The following is a 24082-nucleotide window of genomic DNA, read 5'->3' as shown; positions in this document are numbered from 1 at the left end:
GCCGAAGACATCGCCGCCGCCGAAGGTCATGGTGCCCATGGCCAGCACGGACACCCGCAGGCCGGACCGGCCCAGTCGCCTCAGTTCCATGATGATCACTCTCCGTTCCTACTGCATGGCTACCACGCCTCAGGTGCGCTCGCCCGTCGGGCCCGGCGGCCGCGCCGGTGACCGGTGCCGACGTGCTCCCGGATGCGGGTGCCCAAGAACCGCGCCTGCGTGCACGAAGGAGGAGGAGCAGGCCGGACGCCGCGTGAGAGGGCTGACCGACAGTCCGGTCACGCCGTCCACGGACACGGCTGTCCGGCAAAGACGTCCCGCGCGATGCACACCAGGCATCCGACATGGATTTGCTTGCGCTGTCAAACATGTTTAGGTTTGAGCCGGCAAACACCTCTGCCTCCTACGTGTGCACCACAGAGGGGCGGAGGTTTGTCCTTCCTGGCTGATGGCGCCGCTTTGGATCGGGGCCACCCCACCACGCGAGGCCCTGTGCGTCGCGCTGTGCGCCGGCGTCCCGACACTGCGGGGGATCGCGCGGCGACCGCGGCGAGCCTCGCGTACCAACCATGAGTGGAGAAGACGTGTTCAACAAGGCGAAGACGATCCGGCGTGCGGTTCCGGTCCTCGCTGCCGCCGCTGCTGTCATCGGAGTGGCGGGGCCTGCTTTCGCCGACCTTCCCGGTGCCGGTACCGGATGGCAGCCGGTGACGTACTCGGGCGGGCAGATCAAGAGCAACACCACCGAGGGCGAGGCGCGGGACAGCCTCAGCAACGTTCTGCACGCCTGGCGCGGCGCGGACAACGACAACATCTGGATCTCGCTGAACAACGGGCCCGCCTACCCGCTGCCGGCCACGGCCGGGTCCACCGATCACGCGCAGACGTATGCCGCCCCGACGGTGATCTGGACCAACGACGGGGGCCGCGGCAACTTCCGCATCTTCCACACCGGCAAGGACGGCCACATATACCAGCACCGCATCCAGCTCACCACCGGCTACCAGCTCCCCGGGACCCTGCCCAACGCCACGCAGGTCCCCAACGACGCCCGCACCAACACCAATCAGCCCGTGGCAGCCGCGGCGCTCCCCGGCAACTCCTACATGCTCGCCTGGAACAGCCAGACCACCGACGACGTCTGGACGATGTACTACGACGCCGCGACCACGACGTTCAACGCTCCCCAGGCGGTTCCGGGCGCCCGCAGCCAGGACGCGCCGTCCCTCGCCGCCCAGGTGAACGACGGCAACGACCCGGCTCCCTGGAATCAGGTCGTCCTCGCCTTCGAGGGCACCGACTTCAACATGTACATGGCCCGGCAGCAGTACGGCACCTCCACCTGGACCAACCCGAAGAAGGTCGGGCCCTACACGACCAGCGCCCCCTCCGTCGCACTCACCGACAACGGCTACGGCGTGATCACCTTCCGGGACTACGACGGGACGGTCGGCAACTACGAGATCAACCGGCACGGCGACGTCCTGGGCAGCTACAAGGACGCCGGCTACGGCTGGACCAACGTCTCGCCGCTGGCCCAGAGCAGCGGACCCCTCGTCTACGACATCATCACCGGCTCCGGCGGTGGCACCACCGGAGTGGTGTGGAAGCAGGCCGCCGACTTCCGCGGTCTGCCCACGCCCGCGGCACCCCAATGGTAGGACCTGCCGGGGGCTCCTGGTCCGGGACCCCGGCACAGGCGGACGACGGGTACGTCCCCGGGTCCGGTCCGCTCGCACCCGCGCAGGTGGTCCCCGGGCAGTGCGCCCGGGCCCCGGGCACCGGTGCTCCGTGGTGATCCGCACCGGCTGCCGCCGGCGGCGGGAGACACCGACACCCTCGGCTGCCGCGTAAACATCCCGGTCCTGACACCGACGACCGGAGTCGGTGTCAGGACCGGTCGCGCTTCGGAGTCCGGCACGAACCGCCGACGGCATCCGGCCGCGTCGACCGCGGTCCGGGCTGCGTCGCCGAGTGGCGGGACGCCTCGCGCACCAAAGTCACCTCACTTCGCCGTCGGCATCACGCCATGACGCAGAAACGAGCTCATGTGAGACATCTCAAACCCACGGCAGCGCTGTTGTGCGGCCTGCTGCTGTCCCTCTCCTTGCCGGCGCTCGCCTCAGGCGCGCCCGCCACCACTCCCACGAGAGCCGCGGCGGTGACAGCCGGGCCGGATGCGGACGGACCGGACCTCACCAGCGCCAACCGGACCACCTCGCCCTCGGGCCTGCCGGACTGGTCGCGTGTGGGCTACCGGGGCGGCGCCCCGCTGCCCGGCGACGGGGAGCTGACCGGCGACGCCTCCTGCCGCATCACTCCGGAACGACTGTCCTCCCAGTACGGGGTGACCGCGGACGACGGAGCCGATGACACCACCGGGCTGCAGAAGGCGATCGACGACATCAAGAGCCAGTGCTCGCCGTCGGCCAGCTTCGACCGGCTCTCGCTCATCTCCCTGCCGTCCGGGCGTATCGATCTGACCCGCCAGGTCTACGTCGACGCCAGTTTCCTGATCGTGCGCGGGCAGGGCTCCGGCGACGGCGGGACGAAGCTGGTGTTCCGGCCGGATCTCAACACCCGCTACGACACGGTGGTCAACGGGCGCTGGGACCAGGACAGCATGAAGGCCGGTACCGGCAGCGACGAAGGCTCCGGCGGCTGGATGTGGCCGGGGCGCGGCATGTTCCGGGTGCAGACCCGGGACGTCGCCGACCGGTACAAGGACGACTGGGCGGCGGCGCCGGCCAATCGCAAGGACATCTTCGAAGGCTCCGTCAACCAGCACTGGGCCTCCGGCGTCAAGGTCGCGGCCACGGCTGACGACCCGGGGTACTCCGCCCGGCGGGGAAGCAGGACTGTCCAGCTGGTCGCGACCGCTTCCATGTCGAAGTTCACCCCGGGCGGTTACGTCTGGGTGGGCGCAGCCAACAGCGTCAAGTTCTACGAGCAACAGGGTGTCACCGACCAGGGCGTGATGGACGACCTCCACATGCGCCAGCAGATGTTCAGGGTCACGGGGGTCGACGCCGACGCGAAGACGGTCACGCTGGACCGTCCGCTGGAGTGGGACCTGCCGGTCGACTCCACCTCGGACGGCTCCGCGGCGCTGGGTGACAAGCCCTACGCCAGCAAGGTCACCCCGCTGCGCATCGTCGAAGGGGTGGGCTTCGAGAACTTCGCCTTCACCCAGGACATGAACGGCCTGCCCAAGCTGGGCGGCGGCACCTACCAGCTGACCGCCGACCAGGCCGTTCACAACTACGGCAACATGGCCCCCGAGTACGCCATGCACGGCATCGTGTACAAGTGGGCCGCCAACAGCTGGGCACGCGGGCTGAAGGCGACCATGACCGGTTCGCACCCGATCGTCACGGAGGACGCCCTCAACCTGCAGATCGAGCGCAACAGCTTCGACGGTGCCTGGAACAAGGGCAAGGGCGGCAACGGATACCTGCGCGGCAGCCGCGTGTGGAACTCGCTGTGGGCCTACAACCTCAGCCGGAACCTGCGCCACTTCACGTTCCAATGGTCCGCCAGCGGCAACGTCGCCTTCCGCAACGACCTCGACTCCGATCTGAACCTGCACGGCGGCTGGGAACACGACAACCTGTTCGAACAGAACACCGTGCGGGTCCCTTACGAGCACCGATCGGCCAACTGCCAGACGAACTGCGGCGGTGAAGGCGGTGAAATCGACGAGGGCACCTGGTACCCCATCTGGTGGGCGGCCGGCCCCAAGGCGGTCAAGTGGTCCGGCTCCTCCGGACCGCAGAACGTCTTCTACAACAACACCCTGATCAAACAGACCAGCCCCGGCGGCCCGTTCGAACCGTACGCGCCCTATGGCACGCAGTCCGGCACCGCCTTCCAGTTCGGTTCGAAGAGCAATGCGCCGAACCAGTTCGAGCCGCTGGGCCAGGACGGTCAGGCGATCCCGGACTGGACCGGCCGGGAGACCCTCGACTACCTGGGGCACGGCGTCGTACCTCTCGCCGTGGGCAAGCGACCGTCCCTGTTCCTGACCAAGACCGGCGGCGATCTCGACCCCCGTACCGGTACCGACCGGGCCATCGTCAACTGGAACATGCAAGGCGCACTGTCGGACGGAGGGCGGCACAACAAATACGATGATCTTCGATACATGATGGAGGATGCGGACCCCCGAGGGGCTCATATCGTCCTCATCCAGGAGGCCGGAACCCCGCCGACGGGCTCACGCCTCGAATTCCTCGAAGACCACGCGCAGAACGTCTGGCGGCACCCGGACGGCACGTATCCCCCGGTCCGGGAGTACCGGCTCCTGGGAACTCGCAGCCGGACGGTGGGATACATATACTGGCTGCACACGAACAGCGGAACGACCAACGACGGCCGGGTCAACCTCGCCATCGCCAGCAGAACCCCAGTCGCCCCGCAGGACATACACATCGTCGAGCCGCCGGGCTACGACCCGGTACTGGGTGAAGGCGGTGCACGGCCCGCACTCGGGATCACCGTGGGAGGCGTCGGGTACTTCACCATCCACGCGCGTGCGGACAACCAGGGTCAGGACGCTCCCGGTTTGCTGAGCAACATCAGATGGCGAATGGCACACCTGGGATCCGGCGGCGACGAGTCGCAGCCCTGGATCGCCGCCGGTGACTACAACAGGGATCCGGGCGACCTCGCCACCGCCCTCCCCGCGAACGTCTACAACACGGCTGCCACCGTGGCCGCGACACATCCCACCGCCGGCAGGACGGGCGCACCGCATGTCCTCGACTACGCGGTCACTCCCGTGAACAACGGTGTCGACGTTTTCGGGTCGGCGCTGCTTGACGACTACATCGACTCCGACCACTACCCCGTATGGCACTATCTCACCAATTTGCCGGATGATTCCCCGGCGCCGTCGAATGTGCCGCCGCTCCCCCAGAACAACGTCGTCGTGATGAGCGCTCACACCGTCAACGTCGCAGGATTCGCCAGCGCCGGCAGCAACGTCATCGGTGACGTCAAGTTCGATTACAAAAACCCGGCATCGAACTTGCTGTTCGATCTGAAGAAGTCCTCCGAACACCCTGGCTATCTCAATCTGCTCTCCAAGGACCCGAAATTCTACAACTACTATCTGGGGCAAGAAGGCAGTAAGCCGGACGGCAAGATAGTGCTTTGGAAAACCCCGGCGCTGGATCAGCTCTGGAAGCCCCGCTATCAGGGGGATGGCACCTGGAGCCTGGAGAACTACGCGACCAAGCAGTACCTCACCGCCGACCTCAAGGGTGGCGCGCTCTTCGCTCACGACGAGGACGACCAGGCGCCCAGCCAGCGCTGGTTCCTGCAGGACGTCGAGGATTTGAGCGCCCGCCGCGAGGTCCACCTGAAGTCCAAGGACGGACTGCCCTGGATCCTCAACGCCTGGAACGACGCGATCAACGAGTTCCCGGTGGTCCTGGACGAGGACGACGACGCGCCCGAGGAGCGGTTCACCACGATCCCCGCGGGACGGACCGGTTCGGACGAGTGCTTCTATCTGGCCAACGACGGGCGGTACGTGGCGTCGACCAACGACACGGGAGTGCCCGCCGACGGCAACCAGGTGACGATGAGCGAATTCGTGCCCCACGCCGACGGCTTCCTCTGGTGCCTGCGGCCCGCCCAGTACGGAGTGCTGCTGGCCAATCACACGGGCCCGGCGGAGAGGGACGAGCCCATCTACCTCACGGGGGGCGCGTTGCACGGCAGGGTGACCGTCAGGAATCGAGCGGACTACGCGGCTGACGTATGGGACTTCAGTCCGGTCACCGAGTGATCCCCGCCACGTCACCGAGTGCCTGACGCGGCCCGGTGGGCTCCGTGCCCGGCCGGCCGAGGACCGGGCACGGAGTCATCCACGCCGTCCATCGGCCGCAGCGCCCGGGTCCACCGGGCGCTGCGGCCGATGGACGGCGTCGCGGTGCGTGACCGGGAGGCGGGCACTTCCTGCCGCAGCACCATGAAGACCCGGGAGACGACTGACATGGCGAGAGGGGCTTCGCACAGCCCGGACGGCGGGTCAGCGGCATGCCCGCTCATCCGGATGCGTGTCGCGGCGGCGCGGCGCATGCTGTGGATGTGGATGAGGAAACGGTGCAGGTGTGACAAGTCCTCCTGAACACCGTCCGGACCCTTCAAACGTGATCCCCTATGACGACACCGCTGATCTGGTATCCGGGCTACGGCCCGGGAAACTTGACCTACGTACTTGTTCCAGCGAGAGGTGACCGGAGGGTTCCCATGCCTTTTTCGCAGCCTACACAGGGCTTCCCGGAACTATTACGAACGCTCGGGCAGTACGGGCAATGGGACGCCCGTTGTGCTCGTACACGGCAACGAAGGCGTCGTCGTACTCATCGACGACCTGAGCATCAGTGACGCGGTGCTGTGCGGGTACGACGTCGGCAGCTTCACCGAGCAGACCATCGCGGTGAAGCGCCCGGACCTGGCGCACTCCCTGGTCATCGCGGCGCCGACCCAGGGCGTCGGACGGCAAAGCACATCCGCAAACATGTGCGAGAAGCCGCGAAATAATCCGAACAGACCAGGACGGGTGGACCTGGTTCACCTCCCGCGGAGGGCTGCTTCGCCACTGGTGGCCCAGCTGCTGAGGATGCGCAGGGATTCGGCTGTGGTGGTGTCCGGTTGCGGGAGGTAGACGCACAGGGTCTGGTTGTCGTCGCCGGGCGGTTGCAGTGACTCGTAGGAGAAGTGGAGGTCACCGACGAGCGGGTGGCGGTGGTGCAGGGTGCCGTGGCTGCGGCGCAGGACGCGGTGGTCGTTCCACCAGGTGCTGAACTCGGGTGAGTTGAGTGTCAGTTCGCCGATCAGGTCGGCCAGCCGGCGGTCCTGGGGGCAGCGGCCCGCCTCCAGCCGGAGCATGGCCACGGTCTCGGCGGCGATCTGTTCCCAGTCGACGGTGCGTTCGCGGGCCTGGGGGTCGAGGAGGTAGTAGCGGGCCAGGTTGCGGCGCTGGACGGGCAGTGCCTCGAAGTCGGTGAGGACGGCGCGGGCCAGCGGGTTGGAGGCGAGGACGTCGGTCCGCCGGCCGATGACGAAGGCGGGTACCGCGTCCAGGGTCTGGAGCATCAGGTGCAGGCCCTGGCGGACTCGCTGCGGGTTGACCGGTGCGCGTCGTGCGCCCGGGCGGGCGAGGAGGTTGGTGAGGTGTTCGCGTTCGGCGGCGTCCAGGCGCAGGGCGCGGGCCAGGGCGTCCACCACCTCGGGCGAGGGGTGTGCGGCCCGGCCCTGTTCCAGCCGGGTGTAGTACTCGGTGCTCACGCCCGCGAGGCGAGCTGCCTCCTCGCGGCGCAGGCCGGGCACGCGTCGGACGCGCCCGTCGGGGGGCAGTCCCGCCGACTCGGGGCTGACCCGCGCACGGCGGGTGCGCAGGAAGGCGGCGATCTCGCTGCTGCGGTCCATGCCTTCCAGTTTCGCCTGCCGGCACGCTGCCCGCGCCACGCTGGGTGGTCCTGTCAGTACCTGTTTTGCCAGGGCCACCTGCGGGGCGTGCGGGCCGGTCGCGCGGTGGTGTGCTTGGAGGGCGGGGACCGCGACGGCGGACGTCCGGGACCCCTGCCTCTGTCCACAGTTCCGAATCTTCCGGAAGGTGTCATCCCATGACCACCGAGACCTCTGCCACGGCCTCCACCAGGCCCCTGGACGGCCGGGTGGCCGTCATCACCGGCGCGTCCAGCGGCATCGGCGAGGCGTCGGCCGAACACCTGGCGTCGCTGGGCGCGAAGGTCGCCGTGCTGGCCCGGCGCGCGGAGCGGCTGGACGACCTGGTCGCGCGCATCGCCAAGGACGGCGGCACCGCGCTGGCGATCGCCGTCGACGTGACCGACCCCGCCGCGGTGCAGGCCGCGGCCGACCGCGTCCAGGCCGAGCTGGGCGGCGCGGACCTGCTGCTGAACAACGCCGGCGTCATGCTGCCCGGTCCCGTCGAGGAACTGCGCGCCGACCAGTGGCAGCGCCAGATCGACCTGAACATCTCCGGGCTGATGAACGTCATCGGCGCGTTCACCCCGCAGCTGGTGCGCGCCGCCGAGGAGCGCGGTGTCGCCGACCTGATCAACACCTCCTCCAGCGCCGCGCAGAACCTCTACCCGACCTTCGCGGTCTACGCCGGCACCAAGGCGTTCGTCTCGCACCTGTCCAAGCACCTGCGCATCGAGCTGGGCCCGAAGAAGGTCCGGGTCTCCGCGATCGAGCCCGGCATCGTGGGCACGGAACTGCAGGACCACGTCACCGACACCGGCGCCCGCGAATGGCTGGAAGGCTCCAAGGAGACCATCGACTGGCTCCAGTCGATCGACATCGCGCAGACCGTCGGCTTCATCGCCTCCCTGCCCCTGCGCGTCAACCTCCCCCAGGTCTTCATCATGCCCACCGCCCAGCCCAGCTGACACCGGGGCCGGCCTGGCCCGGACAGATGTCGACGCCCGCCCATGTCGGGCGAACAGGGTGTGAGCAGCCCTGTCCGGCATGGGACGGCCGACCGGAAAGCGGGAACGCGGTTCGCGCCGTTCACGCGTACCCCTCCGGCACGGACGCTCCGCCGGCACGGACGCTCCGCCGACACGCACCCGACGCCGCACCCTCCGGCCCCTCGAACGGCGCTCCTCAAGAGGGTGGGAGTGGTCACGGTGTCCCGCGAACAGCAATGACACGTAGCACCCATGAGAGGGCAACCAGGCCGGAAGACATCGGCCGGAACCTGCTCTCGACAGGCAGCCGGAGTGCCCCTTCCCTCGGGCACCGTCTGAAATGGAGCATGACTGATGCGCGCAGTCCTCATGTACGGCGCCGGTGACGTCCGCGTCGAGAACGTCCCCGATCCCGTCATCAAGCACCCGACCGACGCCCTGGTCCGGATCACCGCGTCGTGCGTCTGCGGCACGGACCTGTGGCCCTACGCCTCGATGAAGCCCGAGGACGGTCCGGCCCGGATGGGGCACGAATTCCTCGGCATCGTCGAAGACACCGGCTCGGAGGTGACCACCGTCAAGCGCGGCGACCTGGTCGTCTCCGCGTGGGCCGTCTCCGACAACACCTGTGAGTTCTGCCGTGAGGGCCTGCACACGTCCTGTGTCCACCCGGAGGCGAACTTCTGGGACTTCGTGCCGGATGAGGGCGGCCAGTCCGAGGCCATCCGCGTGCCTCTGGCCGACGGCACCCTCGTCAAGCTCCCCGTCGCCCAGGACTCGGCCCTCATCCCCTCCCTGCTGACACTCGCCGACGTCCTCGGCACCGGCTACCACGCCGCCGTGGCAGGCGGAGTCAACGAGCGCACCCGCGTCACCGTGATCGGCGACGGGGCTGTCGGCCTGCTGGCGGTCCTGTCCGCCAAGCGGCTGGGCGCTGAACAGATCATCCTCATGGGCCGCCATGAGGCGCGTACCGGCCTGGGACGTGAGTTCGGCGCGACCGACGTCGTCTCCGCCCGCGGCGAAGCAGGCATCGAAGCGGTTCGCGAGCTCACCGGTGGGCACGGCACGCACGTGGTCCTGGAAGCCGTCGGCACCAAGGCCGCCTACGAGCAGGCCCTCGGCATCGTCCGACCGGGCGGGATCATCAGCCGGGTCGGCGCCCCCCAGTACGAGGAAGCGCCCATCGGCTTCGGCAGCCTCTTCCGTCACAACATCCGCCTGGCAGGCGGCCCCGCACCGGCCCGGGCCTACATGGAGGAACTGATGCCGGACATCCTGAACGGCACGATCGAGCCCGGGAAGGTCCTCGACGCCACCACCGACCTCGACGGTGTCCCGGCCGGCTACCAGGACATGGCCGACCGCAAGAGCCTGAAGGTGCTCATCAAGCCCTGACCCCTGGCACAGGTGGGGGGTGCCGCCGCGAGCCGCACCCCCCACGCACACGCTCCCGCGCGCGGACGGCTCCCGCGCAGGCGCGCCTCGCGGCAGCGGAGCCAACGCAGAGGGGGACGACCGGCAGCCCCTCACGTTGCTCCCACGGCGCCGCTCACCTCGCTGACACAGCCGACCCTCCCGCGGACGCTTCTCACGCCCCCCCCCGGGGCCTTCGCCACGCCGGCGTGGATCCGACCGGTCCACCGCACCGACGGCGACGGTCCCCGCGGCCCCGTGCGTGGATCACCACCTGACCCGCCGCCGGCACGACACAACCCGAACCGCTGGACACAACGTGAAGAAGATCGGATTTCTCTCCTTCGGCCACTGGTCGCCCAACCAGCATTCCCTTGCCCGGTCGGCCTCGGACGTCCTGCTCCAGTCCATCGACCTGGCCGTCGCCGCCGAGGAGATCGGCGTGGACGGCGCGTACTTCCGAGTGCACCACTTCGCCCGGCAGGCAGCCAGCCCGTTCCCGTTGCTCGCGGCGATCGGTGCGCGGACCTCGAAGATCGAGATCGGCACCGGCGTGATCGACATGCGCTACGAGAACCCGCTTTACATGGCCGAGGACGCGGGCGCCGCCGACCTCATCTCGGGTGGCCGGCTGCAGCTGGGCGTCAGCCGCGGGTCACCGGAGCAGGTGATCGACGGTTGGCGCTACTTCGGCTACAACCCCGCGCCGGGCGAGACCGACGCCGACATGGCTCGCCACCACACCGAGGCCTTCCTCAAGGTGCTCGACGGCGAGGGTTTCGCCCGGCCCAACCCGCGGCCGATGTTTCCCAACCCGCCCGGACTGCTGCGCATAGAACCGCACTCCGAGGGACTGCGCGACCGGATCTGGTGGGGCTCCGCGTCGAACGCCACCGCCGTCTGGGCCGCCGAGCTGGGGCTGAACCTGCAGAGTTCGACGCTGAAGGAGGACGAGACGGGCGAACCACTGCACGTGCAGCAGCGCAAGCAGATCGAGGCGTACCACGAGGCGTACCGGAAGGCCGGCCACACCCGAACGCCGCGTGTCTCGGTCGCCCGCAGCATCTTCGCCCTGACCAGCGACCTCGACCGCGCCTACTTCGGCCACGACCGCAACTCCCGCGACCAGGTCGGCACGCACGACAACGTCACCCAGTCCGTCTTCGGGCGGTCCTACGCCGCGGAGCCCGACAGACTGGTGAAGCTGCTGCGGGACGACGAGGCCATCCAGGCCGCGGACACCCTGCTGCTGACCATCCCGAACCAGCTCGGAGTCGACTACAACGTTCATGTGCTGGAGAGCATCCTCACGCACGTGGCACCGGAACTCGGCTGGCGCTGACCGCATCTCCGGTACCCTCAGCCGTCGTCCGGTGGAACTCAGGACATTCCAAGCCTTGAAGGATGAGGTCATGGCCTACGAAATAGAGAAGTCAAACGCCGAGTGGCGTGAGGAGCTCACCCCGGAGGAATACCGGGTGCTGCGGGGTGGTGCGGACGAAATGGCCTTCACGGGAGAGTACACCGACACCAAAGAAGAGGGCGTGTACTCGTGCAGGGCCTGCGGTGCGGATCTTTTCACTTCCGATGAGAAATTCGATTCGCGCTGTGGCTGGCCTGCGTTCTACGACCCCAAGGACCTCGATTCGGTCGAAGTGCAGCAGGACGGGTCCTCCTATCCGGTGGTTCGGTGTGCTCGCTGCGGATCGTATCTTGGGGAATTGTTCGAGGGCGAGGGATTCGCGACGCCGACGGACAAGCGTTACTGCATAAACAGTCTCGCCCTGCGGCTGAAGTCTGCCGAATCCGAATGATGCTGTCCGGCTGCCCCCGGCGGAGGTGGCGGACTCGGTCGTGCGCCCCGGCTGCCGGGGCGGCCCGACGCCGTCGGCACGGCAGCGCCCTCAGCTCGACGAGCCGGGGCGTCGGCGCTTGTGCCGGTTGACGGCGTCCGCGCGGCACTGGTCCGGCCATGACGGCACGTACTCCTACGGCGCACACCACAGGGGGCGGCCTCGCAGACTCCCGGCCCCGGGCCAGGAAGTGTCGTCGCGGCACAATCCGCGGCGCGGGAACGACGGGACGCCTGGCATGATCAATCGGGTCGACGTGATGTCAGGCAGGAGCCGCCGATGGATGAGACCCAGCCATTACCCAGCGCACGTGTATCCGCCTGCGCGGCCGTAGGAGCACAGCTCTCGTTGCTCAGCGACCGCCGGCTCGGCGATGCGGTGGCTGCCGCGCCGGCACTGGGTTCGGGCATCGGCGGCAGACGGGGTGAGATGGAGGTCGCGGGGACACCTGTCTTCTTCAAACGAATCCCGCTGACGGACATCGAGTTGCGGCCGGAGCACGTCCGCTCGACCGCCAACCTGTTCGATCTCCCTCTCCACTACCAGTACGGGGTGGGGTCGGCAGGGTTCGGGGCCTGGCGCGAACTGGCCGCACACGTCATGACCACCGCGTGGGTGCTGAGCGGCGAATTCGCCGGGTTCCCGCTCATGTACCACTGGCGAGTTCTGCCGGACCGGCCTCCTGCCGACTTCGCCGACGAGTTCGGAGGCGTCGAGGGGGCCGTCGCGCGGTGGGAGGGATCGCCTGCCGTACGCCGCCGGCTGGAAGCCATCGGCCGGTCCACCGCCAGCCTGGTGCTCTTCCTGGAGCACGTGCCTCAGACACTCGCCGCCTGGCTCGGCGCCGCCGGTGCGGTGGCTGACACCAGGCCGGGAGGCGACTCAGGCGACTCCTCCTATCTGTGGGTGGAGAAGGCGCTGCTGGACGGGACCGAGTTCATGAGCTCCCGGGGAATGGTGCACTTCGACGCACACTTCGCCAACCTGCTGACCGACGGGCAACAGGTGTACTTCGCGGACTTCGGGCTCGCTCTCAGCCGCGACTTCGAACTCTCGGCTGCGGAGGCCGCCTTCCTCCGCGACCACCTCGTCTACGACCGCTGCTACGCACCGTGGCACCTGCTGCGCCACCACCTGCCCGAGGCCGTGCGCGGTGACACGGAACTCGGGACTTTCCTGCGCCGGTGGATCGCGGGCCGCCGCCCCGACGGCGTCCCTCCCGGAATCTCGGCGATCATCGATCGCCATGCCCCGCATGCCGTCGTCATGGACGACTTCGCCCGTCGTCTCGTCACGGAAAGCAAGCGCACCCCGTTCCCCGCAGCCGAGGTTCGGCAGGCCCTGGCCGGCGCGTCAGCACCGCGGTGAGTGGGGAACGACTGCGGCCACATGAGGGCTCGTGAGGGGATGTCCGAGGGGATGTCGCGGTGTCGCCGATCGGTCGCGGCCGGCCGGCAGGCGCGGCAGAAGGCGCCCTGCGTGGCCGGTGCGGCGACCGGACGGCACGTCCGCGCGAGCAACCACCGCACCGGCGCGCCACTCCCGACCGGGGCCTGGACTCCCGGCCGGGACCTACCTGGCCTTCAAGATCACCGCAGTACCCGGCCCCACGCACCCGCGCAGCGCACACAACCGGCCGGAACCAAGCGCTTTCCTGTCATGTTTCGGACAAGATCCGACGCCGGTCGGCGCCACGGACGGCACCGGACGCACGCCCGGCCGGGTGACGCGGAGAGAGCGGAGCGACACGGGAGACTCCCGCGCCCACGCGTCGATCGCCTCCCCTGCCTGCGGGAACGGCACTCGGTCCACCGCCTCCCGGCCGGCCGGAGCGGGACGCCGCACATCGCCCGCAGCACACCGCGAAACATCACCGCAATGTTTCACCAAGATCTTCCCACCGCCTCCGATGGCAGAATATCGGCGACCATTGAAGACGCCCCTGACCACCGCGTTGACGCGGCCTGGACCCGCATTTAGTCTTGCCCCTCGTGCGGCCGGCAGGTAGCTGAAGGAATCGGTCTTATCGCGTCCGGAGGGGCGGTCAGTATGCCCGCAATCTCGTCGCCGACGTCCCCGACTCTCGTTCATATACTCCGGGACAGAGCATTAGAAATGCCCGACGCCACGGCGTACGTATTCCTTGCCGACGGCGAGGACGACGAACGGCGGATCAGCTACCGGGAGCTGTACGCCGCGGCCGCCGACGTGGCCGACGCCCTGGGCGCGCGCCACGGGCGCGGCGAACGGGCGCTCCTCCTCTTCGCCCCGGGCCTCGACTACGTCACCGCGTTCTTCGGATGCCTGCTCGCGGGTGTCGTGGCCGTGCCGGCGTACCCGCCGCAGGACGCCCGCAGCCTCGGCCGGCTGGACGCCATCATCGCCGACGCGGGCGCGGGCATCGCCCTGACCACGAAGGACCTGCTGCCGATCGCCCGGTCGGCGCTGGACGCACCACTGGAGTGGCTCGCGACCGACGCCCTGGCGGGCGGCGCGCCGCAGGCGGGCGGGCCACCCGGCGCCCGGCCGGTCGTCACGGCCCCCGAGGACCTCGCCTTCCTCCAGTACACCTCCGGTTCGACACGGCTTCCGCGTGGCGTCATGCTGTCGCACGCGAACCTCATCCACAATCTGGAGGCCATCTACCGGGCTTTTGCCGGGTCCGGTCACGACGTCATGGTGAGCTGGCTCCCCCCGTATCACGACATGGGCCTTATCGGTGCCATCCTGGAACCGCTCTACGGCGGATTCCCGGGCATTCTGATGGCTCCCCTGCATTTCCTGCAGAAACCCTATCGGTGGCTGAAAGCGATCTCCGTGCACCGGGGCACGATCAGCCCGTCCCCGAATTTCGGATACGAACTGTGCCTGCGGAAGATCGACGACGAACAACGGGCGTCACTCGATCTCTCGTCCTGGCGCGCTGCCGTGAACGGTGCGGAACCCGTACGCGTGGAGACGATCGAGCGGTTCACGGAGCGGTTCGCCCCGGCCGGCTTCGACGCCGGAGCCTTCCGTCCCAGTTACGGCCTGGCGGAGGCCACCCTGCTGGTGACCGCCGACCCGGTCGGCGAGAGCGTGCGCCGCTTCCCGGTCGAGGGCGTGTCCCGGATCGCGTGCGGGACCGCCCGCGGCGACCAGTCCGTCGTCGTGGTGGACACCGCCACCCTCGCGCCGGCCGAGCCGGGGCGGGTCGGCGAGATCTGGGTGTCGGGACCGAGTGTTTCGGCGGGCTACTGGGGCCGTCCCACCGAGAGCGAGGCCCTGTTCGGCGCGACGCTCCCGGACGGCCGGGGCCCGTACCTGCGCACCGGGGACCTCGGGGCCCTGGACGAGGAGGGCGCGCTCGCCGTCACCGGCCGGCTGAAGGACCTGCTCATCCTGCGGGGCCGCAACGTGTACCCGCACGACGTGGAGGGCGCCGCCGAGCGCAGCCACCCCGCCCTGCGGCCCGGATGCGGCGCGGCGTTCACCGTTCCCGTGGACGCGGAGGAGCGGCTGGTCCTGGTGTTCGAGGTCGTGGACGGCGCGGACGCGGAAGCCGTCGCGCTCGCCGTCCGCCGGGCGGTGCGCGAGGAGTGCGAGGCCGACCTCCACGAACTCGTGCTCATCCCGCCCCGCACCATCCCCAAGACCTCCAGCGGCAAGATCCAGCGCCGCGCGACGCGCGAGGCGTACCTGTCCGGGGACCTGTCGCCGGTCGGCGGCTGGCGTCCCGAGGGCACGGCGGTGTCCGGCGAGCGCACCGCCGTCCCCGCGCGCACCCCGCTGGAGGCGCTGATCGCGGACATCTGGGCCGAGCTGCTCGGACGGGACGAGGTGGGCGTGCACGACGACTTCTTCGCCTCAGGGGCGCAGTCCCTCCTCCTGTCCCAGCTCGCCGTCCGCATCGAGGCGGAGCTGCCGGTACGGGTCACGACGGGCGACCTCTTCCAGGCCTCGACCGTCGCGAAGCTGGCCGCCCTGCTGGAGAGCAGACCGCTCACCGTGGACGACGAGCAGGTCGCCGGTCTGATCGCCCGGAGCGACAACGGCTGAACAGCGCGAGCACCGACCTCTTGGACCGAAGTCTCACCGTTCCCGACGCACGCTGATCCCAGCAGGGGGGCCCATGGATACGACGGACGTGGTGGAAACGCTGGACAACCTGGTCGCCGACGCCACCGACCACCACTACAGCCCCTACACACGGTTCGACTGGGTGGACGAACTCGCCGAGGAGCAGTGGTGGATGACGCCCGACCTGCTCACGGTGGCCGGCACCCGGCACGCACGGGAGCTGGACGAGAAGCAGCTCATGCGGCTGAGCAAGTGGGAGAGCATCAACTTCTTCAGCCTCAACATCCACGGCATACGCGAGCTGCTCATCGAGGTGACCCGGCGGATCCACACCCGGGGCTTCGAGCTGCCGTCCGAGTTCTTCCACCGCTTCCTGGGCGAGGAGAACGGGCACATGTGGTTCTTCGCCCAGTTCTGCCTGCGCTACGGCGGCAAGATCTACCCTGACAAGTCGCTTCCGGTCGCGACGCCGGAGGAGGACGCCGCCGTCGCCAACTTCCTGGTCTTCGCCCGCATCCTGATCTTCGAGGAGCTGGTCGACCACTTCAACATCAGGATGGGCCGCGACACCACCCTGCACCCCCTGATCAGAGAGGTGAACCAGGTCCACCACGACGACGAGTGGCGGCACATCATCATGGGCCGCAAGCTCGTGGGCCTGCTGTACGAACCCCTGCGGGAGCGCGGCGACCAGGAGCTGCGCGAGCGTCTCGACGTCTACCTGCGGCGCTACATCACCGCGAGCGTGCAGTCCCTCTACAACCCCGCCGTGTACCGGGACGCCGGCGTCCCCGAGGCCTTCGCCTTCCGTGAGGAACTGCTGCGGGACCCGGCACGCGCCGCCTACCACGAGACGTTCTTCAAGCGCATCACCCGGTTCCTGGTGAGCCAGGACATCATCACCGCCTCCCCGTTCCAGGAGGCCGCGGCCTGATGGCGACGGACGTGATCGAGCAGGTACGGGCGTGGCTGCTGGCGCGCAACCCGGAGGTCACCGGGATCGGCTGGGACGAGGACCTCATCGACAGCCGGCTCATCGACTCCCTCGACTTCCCCCACCTGCTGCTCCTGCTGGAGGAGCTGGCGGGCCGGGAGCTGGAGCTGACCCCGGAGAACGTCGTCGGGTTCCGCACGCTGCGCGGCATACGCGACACGGTCCTGGCGGACGCCACCGGCGCCGGCGCGGTGAGCCATGAGTGATCTCTACACGGAACGCGGCGGGCTCGTCGCCCTCGGCCCGGAACTCGTCCGCCTCATGGACCTGCTGGACGAGCGCTTCCGGGACTGGGCCGAGGAGTGCGGCGCGACCCCGATGCTCTTCCCGGCGGTCATCGGCACGGCGGACCTGGCGTCCATCGACTACTTCGACAACTTCCCGCAACTGGCCCTGATGACGGCCCCGTTGAAGCTGCCGGCCCAAAAGGTGGAGGACGGCGCGGCACTGCCGCCCGAGCGTCTCGGCGCGAGCGCGTACGGGCTGGCCTCCGCGGCCTGCTACAACGTGTACCTGCACCACCGCTCCGCGACCCTCGCCGGACCCCGCCGCGTCACCACCGTCGCCAAGTGCTTCCGCAACGAGGACCACTACGACGGGCTGCGCCGGCTGCACGGGTTCACCATGCGGGAGATCGTGTGCCTGGGGTCCCGCGAGGCCGTGCTGGCGCACCTGGCCGCGTTCCGGCCGAAAGTGGTGGAGTTCGCGGCCCGGCTCGGGCTGGAGCTGGCCGTTCAGCCGGCCTCGGACCCGTTCTTCGAGAAGGGCGGCGGTCGGGCTCTGCTGGCGCAGCTGTTCCCGGTGAAGGAGGAGTTCGTGCACGGCGGCGATCTGGCCATCGGCTCGCTGAACTTCCACCGCAACTTCTTCGGGGAGCGCTGCGGCATCTCCCTGGCCGACGGCGGACCGGCCTTCACAGGATGCGTCGCCTTCGGTCTGGAGCGCTGGATCGCCGCCCTGCTGGAGACGCACGCGAACATCGACGACATCCTGGAACGGGTGGCGGGGGCGGGTTCGTGAGCGATCTCCTGGGACGCCTCGCCGAGTTGTCCGGGCCGGAGCGCGCCCGCTTGATGGCCCGGCTGCGGCAGCGCTCGGCCGGACCCGCCGCGCGGCCCGCCGAACCCGGCGCCGCCTCGGACGCGCAGCAACGGCTGTGGCTGCTCCAGCGCCTCGCCCCGGACAGCCCGGCCCACCACCTGTCCGCCGCGCTGCACCTGGAAGGGCCGCTCGACGCCGACGCGCTGCGCCGGGCGCTGACCGAGATCACGGCCCGGCACGAGTCGCTGCGCACGGCGTTCGAGGAGCGGGACGGCACACCGGTGCGGCAGGTCGCCGCGCCCCGGCCCGTCGACCTGCCCCTGGTCGACCTGGGCGACCTGGAGCCGCCGGAGCGGGAGCGCCGGGCGCGCCGGGCGCACGCCGAGAACGGCAAGCGTCCCTTCGCGCTCGACGAGGCGCCCCTGGCCCGCTTCACCCTCTACCGGTTCACGGCCGAGCGGCACGTGCTGACCGTCGTCGCGCACCACCTCGTCTGCGACGGCTGGTCGATGGGCGTCTTCACCGCCGAACTGACCGCGCTGTACGAGGCCTTCACCTCGGGGCGCCCCTCTCCCCTGCCGCCCCCGGCCGCCCTCCCGGCCGACGAGCGCCGGCCGGCCGGCGCCGAGCGCGACCGGTCGGTGGCGTACTGGCGCGGCGAGCTGTCCGGCGAGCTTCCGGTCCTCGAACTGCCCACCGACCGGCCGCGGCCGGCGCGGGAGACGATCGAGGGCGCCCGGCACGGCTTCCGCCTGTCCACCGGCCTGCACGAGGAACTGCGCGCCGCGGCCGGCCGTGACCGGTCCACCGTCTACGGCCTGCTGCTCGCGTCGTACGCCGTCACGCTGCACCGGATCACCGGCGCCCTGGACGTCGTCGTCGGCGCCCCCGTGGACGAGCGCAGGGGAGCGGGCGAACAGGCGCTGATCGGCTTCTTCGTGAACACGCTGCCGCTGCGGTTGCGGCTGCGGCCCGGGCAGACGTTCGCGGAGACGGCCCGTCAGGCCGGCGAGGCGGTCAGGGGCGCGCTGACGCACGACCTCCCGTTCGGTGACATCGTGCGGGAGACGAACCCACCCCGGCCGCCCGGGCGGACGGTGCTGCGGCAGACCGCGTTCTCGCTCCAGCCCGCCGTCACCGGCAGCCGGGGCGCCGGGCGGCTGACCGTCGCCCCGGCCGCCCCGGACGACTTCGACCTCGGCGTGTCCCCGCTCGACCTCAGCCTGCACCTGCGCGAGCAGGACGGCGAGCTGCTGGGCTGCCTCGAGTACCGCACCGACCTGTTCGACGCCGCCACCGTCGCCCGCTGGGCGGAGGGGTTCCAGGAGGCGGTCCGGCAGGCCGTGCGTTCGCCGGAGGCGGTCGCGGTGACGGGCGGGCCGGGGCCGGGGACGCAGCCGGCGGCCGAGCCGGTGACCAATCTGACGGACAGTCAGCTCGCATTGTGGTTCGGCAAGAAGACCGCCGCGGGCGTGCGGCTCTACTACGAGAACGTCACCGCCCTCTACACCATCGCCGCCCCGCTCGACCACGGACGCTTCCAGCGTGCCTTCCAGAAGCTGGTGGACCACAGCGACGCCCTGCGCAGCACCTTCCACGAGGTGGACGGCGTGCCCCTGCGGCGGGTCGCCGGGCCCGTCCCGGCGCCGGTGGACCTGGTGGACCTCTCGGCCGAAGCCGATCCCCGGCAGGCCGCCCTGCACTGGGCCCGGCGGCGCAGCGGGCAGGGGCTCGACCCGGAGCGGTGCGTCTTCGACTCCGCGCTGCTGAGGCTGAGCGACACGGCGTACGCGTGGTACCTCAACGTGGACCACCTGGTCTGCGACGCGTGGTCCATGTCGCTGTTCCTGCGCACCGTCTCCGCGTACTACGACCTGGACCGGCGCGGGAGTCTCGACGAGGCCGCGCCGCTGCCGCCGTTCCAGGCGTACGTCGACCACGAACGTTCGCTGCGCGGCTCGGAGCGCCGCGCCCGGGCCGAACGCCACTGGAACGAGACGCTGGCCGAGCCGGTGGAGCGGCTCGCCTTCTACGGCAGGGAGGACGACGTGGCGGGCACGACCCGCACCGCCCGGCTCACCCTGGACCTCGGCGCCGGACGCAGCGCCCGCATCGCCGAGTTCGCCCGGCAGGAGGGCCACGCCTCGCCCGCCGTCGCGTTCGCCACCGCGCTCTTCGCCTACCTGCGCCGGATCGGCGGCGGCGAACTGCTGCGCGTGGGAACCCCGTTCGCCAACCGCCCCGCCGAGTTCCGCGACACGGCGGGCCTGTTCATGAACGTGCTGCCGCTGCAACTGCGACTCGGCGACGACACCACGCTGCGCCACCTCGCCCGCGAGACGCAGCGCGCCTTCCTGCAAGCGGCCCGGTACCAGGACCACGTGCCCCGGCATCGCGGCGGCGCCCGTCTGTACGACGTGTACCTCAACTACCAGAACGCGGTCTTCGAGGGCTTCGGCGGCACGGCCGGCTTCGAGCTGCTCGACACCGGGCACTCCCCCGACCGGCTCACCCTCCAGGTCCGTGAGCTGCGCCGGGACGCCACCGCGCCGCCGCGCTTCGTGCTCGACTTCGACTTCAACACCGCCTGCTTCGACGAGGTGCAGCGGGAGCGCACCACCGGGCACTACCTGGCCCTGCTGGACGCCCTGCTGACCCGGCCCGACGACGCGCTGTCCGCCCCGCGGATGCTGTCGGACGAGGAGCTGAAGCAGCTCGACGCCTGGAACGACACGGCCCGCTCCTACGACCTCGGCATCCCGCTGCACGCGCACGTCCAGCGGCAGGCGCGCCGCACCCCCGACGCCACCGCGCTGGTCTACGAGGACCGCTCCCTGACGTACGCGGAGCTGGACGCCGCGGCCGGCCGGCTGGCCCGGCGGATCCGGCGGGCCGTCGGCGACGACCGCTTCGCGCCCGGTACGACGGTGGCCGTGCGCATGGAGCGCTCCCCGGAGCTGGTCGTCGGCCTGCTCGCCGTCCTCAAGGCGGGCGGGGCCTACCTGCCGCTCGACCCGGCCACCCCCGCGGAGCGCGAGGCGTTCATGCTCGCCGACGCCGGCGTCGAACTGGTCCTCGTCACCGGGTCGCCGGACGCCCTCCCGGACGGCGTACCGGTCCTGAGGGTCGACCTGGCCGAACCGCCGGAGCCACGGGAGACGGCCCCGGAGGTGGTGGTGGCGCCCGACCAACTGGCCTACCTCATCTACACGTCGGGGTCCACGGGCACGCCGAAGTGCGTCATGCTCACCCACCGGGGCATCTGCAACCGCCTGCTGTGGATGCAGGAGGAGTACGGCCTCACCTCGGCCGACGCGGTGCTGCAGAAGACGCCCTTCACCTTCGACGTGTCCGTGTGGGAGTTCTTCTGGCCGCTGATGACCGGGGCCCGGCTCGTCGTGGCCCGGCCCGGCGGTCACCGCGACCCGGGCTACCTGGCCGAGGTGATCCGCCGTACGTCGGTGACGACCGTGCACTTCGTCCCGTCGATGCTGCGCGTCTTCCTCGCCGACCCGGCGGCCGCCGGCTGCGGTTCGCTGCGCCGCGTGATCGCCAGCGGTGAGGCCCTGCCGCCCGACCTCGTCGGCCGGTTCTTCGAGGTGTTCCCGCCGCCCGCCGTCGAGCTGCACAACCTGTACGGCCCCACGGAGGCGTCCGTCGACGTCTCGGCGTGGCCGTGCGGACCCGAGGACGCGGCCGGCCCCGTGCCCATCGGGCGTCCGGTCGCCAACACCACCCTGGACGTGCTGGACGACCGGCTGACCCCGCTCCCGCCCGGCCTCGTGGGAGAGCTGCACATCGGCGGGGTGCAGCTCGCGGCCGGGTACCGGGGCCGCGACGCGCTCACCGCCGAGCGCTTCGTGCCCGATCCGCGCCGGCCCGGCGGACGGCTGTACCGGACCGGCGACCTGGTGCGGCAACGGCCCGACGGCGCCCTGGAGTTCATCGGACGCGCCGACGGCCAGGTGAAACTGCGCGGCTTCCGCGTCGAACTCGGCGAGATCGAGGCGCGGCTGGCGGCCCACCCGTCCGTGCAGGCCGCAGCGGTGCGGCTGCTGGACGACCGGCTGGTGGGGTATGTCGTCCCGGCTGCCGGAGCCGAACCGCCCGGACCGCGGGAACTGCGGGCCTTCCTGGAACGGTCCCTGCCGGACTACATGGTGCCGCCGGTCCTCGTGCCGCTGACCGCCCTGCCCGTCACCGCCAACGGCAAGCTCGACCGCGCGGCCCTGCCCGCGCCCGACCCGGCCGCCGCCACCGCCCCGGCCCGCGTGGCGCGCACCGCGCTCCAGCGCACGGTCGCCGGCCTGTGGGCCGGGCTGCTCGGACGGGACGCGGACGCCATCGGACCGGACGACGACTTCTTCGCGCTGGGCGGCCACTCGCTCCTCGCGGCGCGCCTGATGGCGGTGGTGGCCCGCCGCTTCGGGGTGCGGCTGCCCCTCACCGCCCTGTTCGAAGCGCCCACGGTGGCCCGGTTCGCCGAACTGGTCTCGGCGGGTTCCGAGCACTCGCTGCTCGTGTCCCTGCGGGCGCCGGTCACGCCCGCGCCGCTGTTCCTGCTGCATCCGGCGGGCGGGGACGTGATGGCGTACCGGCACCTCGTGACGCTGCTGCCGCCGGGCCGCGAGGTGCTGGCCGTCCGGTCGCCCGCCCTGACCGGCGGGGCCGAGGCGGCGACCCTGGCGGAGATGGCCGCCCAGTACGTGGACGTGATCCGGGAACGCCGGCCGACCGGGCCGTACCACCTCGCGGGCTGGTCGATGGGCGGCGCCCTGGCGGTCGAGGTGGCGGCCCGGCTGGAGGCGGCGGGCGAGCGCGTCGCGCTGGTCGCCCTGCTGGACTCCTCCGTGCCCGGTGCGGGCGAACCCGACCCGCTGCTCGCGCCCGCCGTCGCCCTGGCCGGCTCACTGCCCGGACTCGACGTCACCGCCGAGGACACCGCGGCGCTGCGTGACCGGCTGCGCGGGCTGCCGCTGACGGAGCGCCTGAAGCTGCTGACCACCTGGGCGGAGGAGCGCGGCTCCCGGGTGCTGCCGTCCGAGGCCCTGCTCCGGCAGGCGGAACTGGCCGAGCTGCACGAGCGGTTGGTGCTCGCGCACCGGCCGTCGGTCGTCGACGCCCCGCTGACGCTGTGGTGGGCCCGCGACCGGCTCCGCGAGCACCGCGCCTCCTGGGCGCGGCAGACCCGGGGCGGTGTCCGCGAGGAGGCCACGCTCCCCGGGAACCACTTCACCCTGCTCCGCCCGCCCCACGTCGCCCAGGTCGCGCGGCGGCTGGCGGCGGCCCTGGACACCTGCGAGCGAACCGTCCTCGCAGAACGACAAGGAAGTGAACATCTGTGACCTCTGCGAAAGCCAATCAGGGGACCGCCTCACCGGATTCGCCGCAGTCTCCGGCCCCGTCCCCGGGCACTCCGCCGCTCGCGGTCGCGGCCGGGCTGCTCACCGTCTTCCTGTGGGCTTCCGCGTTCATCGGCATCCGCGCGGCCGGCAAGGACCTCGATCCGGGCGCGCTGACCCTGGCGCGGCTGTTCATCGGCGCGGTGCTGCTGGGCGTGGTCGTCCTGGTCCGCAGGGTCCCGTTGCCGCCGCGCTCCGACCTGCCGCGCCTGGTGCTGTGCGGTCTGCTGTGGTTCGGTGTGTACAACGTGGCGCTGAACGCCGCCGAGCAGCGCATCGACGCGGGCACCACATCCATGATCATCAGTCTGGGGCCGGTGCTGATCGCCGTCCTGGCCGGGTCGCTGCTCAAGGAGGGCTTCCCGCGTCCGCTGGTCGTCGGCGGCGGCGTCGCCCTCGCCGGTGTCCTGCTGATCGGCCTCGCCACCTCCAGCAAGGGGCTGGAGGCCGGGACGGGCAGTGCGCTGGCGCTGCTGGCCGCCGCCGCGTACGCGGGCGGCGTCGTCACCGAGAAGCCGCTGCTCGGCAACAGTTCGGCCCTGGTGATCACCTGGCTGGCCTGTGTCGTCGGCGCGGTGCTCTGCCTGCCGTTCCTGCCCCAGCTGATGGACAACCTGTCGCACGCGAGCGGCAAGGCGATCGGCTGGACGGTGTACCTGGGCGTCTTCCCGACCTCGGTCGCCTTCACGACCTGGGGGTACGCGCTGGCCCGCTCCACCGCGGGGAAGATGGGCGCGCTGACCTACCTGTCCCCGCCGATCGCGGTGACCCTGGCCTGGCTGATCCTCGACGAGACGCCTCCGTGGCTCGCGGTGGTCGGCGGCGCGCTGTCCCTCGCCGGTGTCGTCTACAGCCAGCGCAAGAGGTGAG

The 24082-nt window shown here is 70.6% G+C and carries 14 protein-coding genes; 13 read left to right on the top strand and 1 reads right to left on the bottom strand.

Annotated elements, in window-relative coordinates; all coding sequences use genetic code 11:
• The first annotated feature begins 569 nt into the window (after positions 1 to 569).
• Together LG395_RS35200 and LG395_RS35195 are read left to right on the top strand one after the other, a co-directional pair.
• Complete coding sequence (locus LG395_RS35200) at positions 570 to 1661, top strand: hypothetical protein (RefSeq protein WP_225812906.1); 1092 nt, start codon at positions 570 to 572, stop codon at positions 1659 to 1661.
• Between the two features lie 686 nt (positions 1662 to 2347).
• The gene (locus LG395_RS35195; RefSeq protein WP_225812904.1) at positions 2348 to 5794 is read left to right on the top strand and encodes an endonuclease/exonuclease/phosphatase family protein; all 3447 of its coding nucleotides are present in this window, start codon (positions 2348 to 2350) and stop codon (positions 5792 to 5794) included.
• Positions 5795 to 6582: 788 nt separating this feature from the next.
• Here LG395_RS35195 and LG395_RS35190 read toward each other — a convergent pair.
• On the bottom strand, positions 6583 to 7440 hold the full coding sequence (locus tag LG395_RS35190; protein WP_225812902.1) for a helix-turn-helix transcriptional regulator: 858 nt from the start codon (positions 7438 to 7440) through the stop codon (positions 6583 to 6585).
• A gap of 197 nt (positions 7441 to 7637) precedes the next feature.
• On the opposite strand from LG395_RS35190, the gene LG395_RS35185 reads away from it, so the two are divergent.
• The 11 genes from LG395_RS35185 (at position 7638) to LG395_RS35135 (ending at position 24081) form a co-directional block, all read left to right on the top strand.
• Entirely contained in the window at positions 7638 to 8426 is a 789-nt protein-coding gene (locus LG395_RS35185) for an SDR family oxidoreductase (RefSeq protein WP_225812899.1), read from the top strand.
• Positions 8427 to 8801: 375 nt separating this feature from the next.
• Positions 8802 to 9845, top strand: a complete 1044-nt coding sequence (locus LG395_RS35180) for a zinc-binding dehydrogenase (protein WP_225812898.1) — start codon at positions 8802 to 8804, stop codon at positions 9843 to 9845.
• Positions 9846 to 10182: 337 nt separating this feature from the next.
• The gene (locus LG395_RS35175; protein WP_225812897.1) at positions 10183 to 11205 is read left to right on the top strand and encodes an LLM class flavin-dependent oxidoreductase; all 1023 of its coding nucleotides are present in this window, start codon (positions 10183 to 10185) and stop codon (positions 11203 to 11205) included.
• 70 nt (positions 11206 to 11275) lie between these two features.
• Positions 11276 to 11677 carry a peptide-methionine (R)-S-oxide reductase MsrB gene (gene msrB / locus LG395_RS35170; protein WP_225812895.1) on the top strand — a complete coding sequence of 134 codons (402 nt, stop codon included), beginning with the start codon at positions 11276 to 11278 and terminating at the stop codon, positions 11675 to 11677.
• A 318-nt stretch (positions 11678 to 11995) separates the two neighbouring features.
• On the top strand, positions 11996 to 13084 hold the full coding sequence (locus LG395_RS35165) for a protein kinase family protein (protein WP_225812893.1): 1089 nt from the start codon (positions 11996 to 11998) through the stop codon (positions 13082 to 13084).
• A 681-nt stretch (positions 13085 to 13765) separates the two neighbouring features.
• Positions 13766 to 15754, top strand: coding sequence for an AMP-binding protein (locus LG395_RS35160; protein WP_225812891.1), 1989 nt, complete (start codon positions 13766 to 13768; stop codon positions 15752 to 15754).
• A 73-nt stretch (positions 15755 to 15827) separates the two neighbouring features.
• On the top strand, positions 15828 to 16709 hold the full coding sequence (locus LG395_RS35155) for a diiron oxygenase (RefSeq protein ID WP_225812889.1): 882 nt from the start codon (positions 15828 to 15830) through the stop codon (positions 16707 to 16709).
• Positions 16709 to 16975 carry an acyl carrier protein gene (locus LG395_RS35150; protein WP_225812888.1) on the top strand — a complete coding sequence of 89 codons (267 nt, stop codon included), beginning with the start codon at positions 16709 to 16711 and terminating at the stop codon, positions 16973 to 16975. The genes LG395_RS35155 and LG395_RS35150 overlap by 1 nt, the downstream gene beginning before the upstream one ends.
• On the top strand, positions 16968 to 17789 hold the full coding sequence (locus LG395_RS35145; RefSeq protein ID WP_225812886.1) for a class-II aminoacyl-tRNA synthetase family protein: 822 nt from the start codon (positions 16968 to 16970) through the stop codon (positions 17787 to 17789). The genes LG395_RS35150 and LG395_RS35145 overlap by 8 nt, the downstream gene beginning before the upstream one ends.
• The gene (locus LG395_RS35140; protein ID WP_225812883.1) at positions 17786 to 23155 is read left to right on the top strand and encodes a non-ribosomal peptide synthetase; all 5370 of its coding nucleotides are present in this window, start codon (positions 17786 to 17788) and stop codon (positions 23153 to 23155) included. The genes LG395_RS35145 and LG395_RS35140 overlap by 4 nt, the downstream gene beginning before the upstream one ends.
• Positions 23152 to 24081, top strand: coding sequence for a DMT family transporter (locus tag LG395_RS35135; protein WP_225812881.1), 930 nt, complete (start codon positions 23152 to 23154; stop codon positions 24079 to 24081). The genes LG395_RS35140 and LG395_RS35135 overlap by 4 nt, the downstream gene beginning before the upstream one ends.
• The last annotated feature ends 1 nt before the right edge of the window (position 24082 follow it).

The sequence above is a fragment of the Streptomyces spinosus genome, from assembly GCF_020400655.1.
GTDB lineage: Bacteria > Actinomycetota > Actinomycetes > Streptomycetales > Streptomycetaceae > Streptomyces > Streptomyces argyrophylli.
This window is presented reverse-complemented; position numbering and strand designations above follow the sequence as displayed.

Bases quoted from the DNA above. Each gene is read 5' to 3' on its own strand.
- LG395_RS35200 (WP_225812906.1), top strand. From the start codon at position 570: ATGAGTGGAGAAGACGTGTTCAACAAGGCGAAGACGATCCGGCGTGCG.
- LG395_RS35190 (WP_225812902.1), bottom strand. From the start codon at position 7,440: ATGGACCGCAGCAGCGAGATCGCCGCCTTCCTGCGCACCCGCCGTGCG.
- LG395_RS35185 (WP_225812899.1), top strand. From the start codon at position 7,638: ATGACCACCGAGACCTCTGCCACGGCCTCCACCAGGCCCCTGGACGGC.
- LG395_RS35180 (WP_225812898.1), top strand. From the start codon at position 8,802: ATGCGCGCAGTCCTCATGTACGGCGCCGGTGACGTCCGCGTCGAGAAC.
- msrB (WP_225812895.1), top strand. From the start codon at position 11,276: ATGGCCTACGAAATAGAGAAGTCAAACGCCGAGTGGCGTGAGGAGCTC.
- LG395_RS35165 (WP_225812893.1), top strand. From the start codon at position 11,996: ATGGATGAGACCCAGCCATTACCCAGCGCACGTGTATCCGCCTGCGCG.
- LG395_RS35160 (WP_225812891.1), top strand. From the start codon at position 13,766: ATGCCCGCAATCTCGTCGCCGACGTCCCCGACTCTCGTTCATATACTC.
- LG395_RS35155 (WP_225812889.1), top strand. From the start codon at position 15,828: ATGGATACGACGGACGTGGTGGAAACGCTGGACAACCTGGTCGCCGAC.
- LG395_RS35150 (WP_225812888.1), top strand. From the start codon at position 16,709: ATGGCGACGGACGTGATCGAGCAGGTACGGGCGTGGCTGCTGGCGCGC.
- LG395_RS35145 (WP_225812886.1), top strand. From the start codon at position 16,968: ATGAGTGATCTCTACACGGAACGCGGCGGGCTCGTCGCCCTCGGCCCG.